The sequence below is a fragment of the Dietzia cercidiphylli genome (assembly GCF_014145145.1).
Lineage (GTDB): Bacteria > Actinomycetota > Actinomycetes > Mycobacteriales > Mycobacteriaceae > Dietzia > Dietzia natronolimnaea.
On sequence record NZ_JAALEA010000069.1, the window covers coordinates 1 to 3,833 of the forward strand.

General features: G+C 70.2%; 4 protein-coding genes. 2 read left to right on the forward strand and 2 right to left on the reverse strand.

Features of this window, described 5'->3' with window-relative positions:
- Both G6028_RS03190 and G6028_RS03195 read left to right on the forward strand, forming a co-directional pair.
- Positions 1-1,777 (forward strand): fumarate reductase/succinate dehydrogenase flavoprotein subunit (locus G6028_RS03190; RefSeq protein ID WP_182658026.1); only part of this gene is annotated, 1,777 nt, incomplete at its 5' end.
- A gap of 34 nt (positions 1,778-1,811) precedes the next feature.
- Positions 1,812-2,555, forward strand: a complete 744-nt coding sequence (locus G6028_RS03195; protein WP_182658027.1) for a succinate dehydrogenase/fumarate reductase iron-sulfur subunit — start codon at positions 1,812-1,814, stop codon at positions 2,553-2,555.
- Between the two features lie 111 nt (positions 2,556-2,666).
- Here the strand turns inward: G6028_RS03195 and G6028_RS03200 are convergent, their stop codons facing one another.
- Positions 2,667-2,984 carry a hypothetical protein gene (locus G6028_RS03200; RefSeq protein WP_031264898.1) on the reverse strand — a complete coding sequence of 106 codons (318 nt, stop codon included), beginning with the start codon at positions 2,982-2,984 and terminating at the stop codon, positions 2,667-2,669.
- 39 nt (positions 2,985-3,023) lie between these two features.
- Positions 3,024-3,833: AAA family ATPase (locus G6028_RS03205; RefSeq protein ID WP_182658028.1), on the reverse strand; the 810-nt coding region annotated here is incomplete at its 5' end.

Genomic DNA, 3,833 nt, shown 5'->3' on the forward strand with positions numbered 1-3,833 from the left:
GCTCGGCGAGCTGGGGTACCGGGTCACCGCGCTGACCTACCACGACGCGCCGCGGCGCGCGCACTCCGTGGCGGCCCAGGGCGGGATCAACGCCGCCCGCGCGAGGCGGGTCGACGGCGACTCCCTGCACCGCTTCGTCGCCGACACGGTCAAGGGTGGCGACTTCCGGGGCAGGGAGGCCGAGGCGTTCAGGCTCGGTGAGGAGTCGGTTCGCGTCATCGACCACTTCTCGGGGATCGGCACGCCGTTCGCCAGGGAATACGGGGGCGTGCTGTCCACGCGGTCGTTCGGCGGAGTGCAGGTCTCACGCACCTACTACTCACGCGGGCAGACCGGTCAGCAGCTCCAGATCGCCGGCACCCAGGCCCTCCAGCGGCAGATCCGGGCGGGAACGGTGCGGTTGCACACCCGCCACGAGATGCTCGATCTGATCGTCGACGACGCCGGATGTCACGGGGTCGTGGTCCGCGACCTCGTCACCGGACACCTCCGCGCCGAGACCGCCCACGCGGTGGTCCTGGCGACGGGCGGCTACGGGAACGTCTTCCACGACTCCACGCTCGCGGTGAACTCCAACGCCTCGGCCGTGTGGCGGGCCCACCAGCGGGGGGCGTTGTTCGCCTCACCGTCGTTCGTGCAGTTCCACCCCACCGCCCTGCCCAAGGACTCGACCTGGCAGGCCAAGACCATCCTCATGAGCGAGTCGCTGCGCAACGACGGCCGCATCTGGGTGCCGCTGCACCCGGGCGACGACCGATCACCAGGCGACATCCCCGATTCCGACCGGGACTTCTTCCTCGAACGCCGCTACCCGGCCTACGGCAACCTGGTCCCCCGCGACGTGGCCTCACGGGCGATCACGGCGGAGATCCGCGACGGCCGCGGGGTGGGGCCCCGCCGGAACTCGGTGTACCTGGACTTCCGGGACTCCCTCGCCCGCGACGGCCGGCAGCAGATCGCCGAACGGTACGGCAACCTGTTCGAGATGTACTCCCACGCCACCGGCGAGGACCCGTACGCCGTCCCGATGCGCATCGCGCCCACCTGTCACTTCACCATGGGCGGGCTCTGGAGCGACTACGACCTCCAGACCTCGATCCCCGGACTGTTCGTCGGCGGCGAATGCGGCTGGGCGTACCACGGCGCCAACCGGCTCGGCGCCAACTCGCTGCTCAGCGCCAGCGTGGACGGCTGGTTCACCCTCCCGTACTCGGTGCCGGCCCACCTGGCCGCGCGCCTCGGGGACGATCCACCGGACGACGACGACGAGGTGGTCACCACCGCCGTGGGCCGCGCCCGGGCGCGCGTCGAGGCGCTCCTCGCGGTGGGCGGAACCACCGGGCCCGCACACTTCCACCGCGCACTGGGCGAGATCCTCTACGCGGGCTGCGGGGTCACCCGCAGCGCCGAGGGGCTCACCACCGCGATCGAGCGCATCCGCGACCTCCGGGCCCGGTTCTGGTCCGACCTCCGCGTGACCGGAACAGGTGAGCACCTCAACCAGGTGCTCGAACTGGCCGGCCGGACGGCCGACTACCTCGAGCTGGCCGAACTGATGTGCATCGACGCCCTGGACCGCGACGAGTCCTGCGGCGCCCACTTCCGCGACGAACACCAGTCCCCGGGCGGCGAGGCGCTGCGCCGTGACGACCTCTGGCGCTTCGCCTCGGCGTGGGGATCCGCCGGCGACGACCGGGGCGGCCCACGTTCCTTCACCCGCCATGCCGAACCGCTCGACTTCTCCGCGGTCGAGCTCACCACGAGGGACTACCGATGAGAACCACACGACGAACGACTGCGAGAACCACCCCGTGAGACTCACATTGCGCGTGTGGAGGCAGGCCGGCCCCGAGGACACCGGCGGCTACGTGGAGTACCACGTTCCGGACGCCGAACCGGAGATGAGCCTGCTCGAGCTGCTCGACTCGCTCAACGAGCGACTGGTCGGCGACGGGGTGGATCCGGTGGCCTTCGATTCCGACTGCCGGGAGGGGATCTGCGGTGCGTGCGGGGTGACCGTCGACGGGCGCCCGCACGGCCCGGCCGAGAACACCCCCTCGTGCCACCAGCGCCTCGACGCCTACTCCGACGGTGACACCCTGCGCATCGAACCGATGCGCGCGGCGGTGTTCCCCGTGATCCGGGACCTGGTGGTGGACCGCTCCGCGCTGGACGGGATCGCCGAGGCCGGGGCCCATGTGTCGCTGCCCGCGGGGACGGCCCCCGACGCCGACCTCACCGCGCAGGGACACGACGACGCGGAGACGGCACTGGATCTGGCGGCCTGCATCGGCTGCGGTGCGTGCGTGGCGGCCTGCCCCAACGGATCGGCCAATCTCTTCCTGGGTGCGAAGCTGGGGCATCTGGCCCTGATGCCGGTGGCGAGCCGCGAACGCGGTTCCCGGGCACGCGAGATGGTCCGCGCTGCGGATCAGGAGTTCGGCTCCTGCTCCCTCTACGGCGAGTGCTCGAGGGTGTGCCCGGCGGGGATCCCGCTGCGAGCGATCGGCATGGTCAACCGGGAGCGCCTCCGCGCGGTGTTCAGGCGCTCGTGACCGGGGTCAGTCCCAAGCGGAGCGGGGCGGTGACGGGCACGGCGAGGTCGCGGCCTGCGAGCCGTCGGAGGGAGTGACGAGAGTGTCGCCGACCATCTCGACCGCCGGTCTCTAGACGTCGTCCTCCCTGACCGGGCCGCCCTCGCTCTCCCACCGGTCGATCATCTTGACCTTCGTCCGGGTGAACTTGCGCCGCACGCCCACACCCCCGTTCTCGTCCTCTGGGATGAACCGGGCGCCGTAATACGTGAGGGCGTCGGAGAGTGACTGCACTTCCGCGTCGTCGAGGTCGCCCACCCCGCGTTCGTAGTCCCGGATCTTCTGCTGGTCGAGCCCCGACCGTGCGGCGATGACCCCGGTGGAGACCAGACACAGGATCCGGGCCGACCGCGCCAGGCTCGCGTCCATGTGCAGTTCTCGATCAGTCATGGCCCCATGGTGCCTGATCAGCACTGTGGTGGCACGCGATCACCGCATGCGCTGGGAGATCACCTTGGAGATGCCGTCGCCCTGCATCGACACCCCGTAGAGGACGTCGGCGACGTCCATCGTGGGCTTCTGGTGGGTGATCACGATGAGCTGGCTGGTCTCACGGAGTTGTTCGAACAGTCCGATGAGGCGGCGCAGGTTGGTGTCGTCGAGTGCGGCCTCGACCTCGTCCATCACATAGAACGGGCTGGGCCTGGCCTTGAAGATCGCCACCAGCATCGCCACGGCCGTCAGCGATTTCTCGCCACCGGACAGCAACGACAGGCGCTTGACCTTCTTTCCCGGCGGCCGGGCCTCGACCTCGATCCCCGTGGCCAGCATGTCCGTGGGGTCGGTGAGGATCAACCGGCCCTCACCGCCGGGGAACAGCACGGAGAACACGTCGCGGAACTCGCGCTCGACGTCCACCCATGCCTCGGTGAAGATCTGCTCGATCCTCTCGTCCACGTCGTCGATCACCCCCTCGAGGTCGGCGCGGGCCTTCTTGACGTCGTCGAGCTGGGTGGACAGGAACGCGTATCTCTCCTCGAGGGCGGCGAACTCCTCCAGCGCCAGCGGATTGACCTTGCCCAGGGTCGCGAGATCTTTCTGGGCCAGCTTGAGTCGACGCTCCTGCTCGGCACGCAGATACGGCATCGGCGGGGGTGGGGTGACGTCCTCACCGCGCTCGCGGGCCGCCTCGTACTCCTCGATCTCCAGCGCGGACGGCGGAAGCGGCACCTCCGGCCCGTACTCCGCCACCAGGGCCTCGGGCTCGATGCCGTGCCGTTCCAGCACCGCGGACTCGAG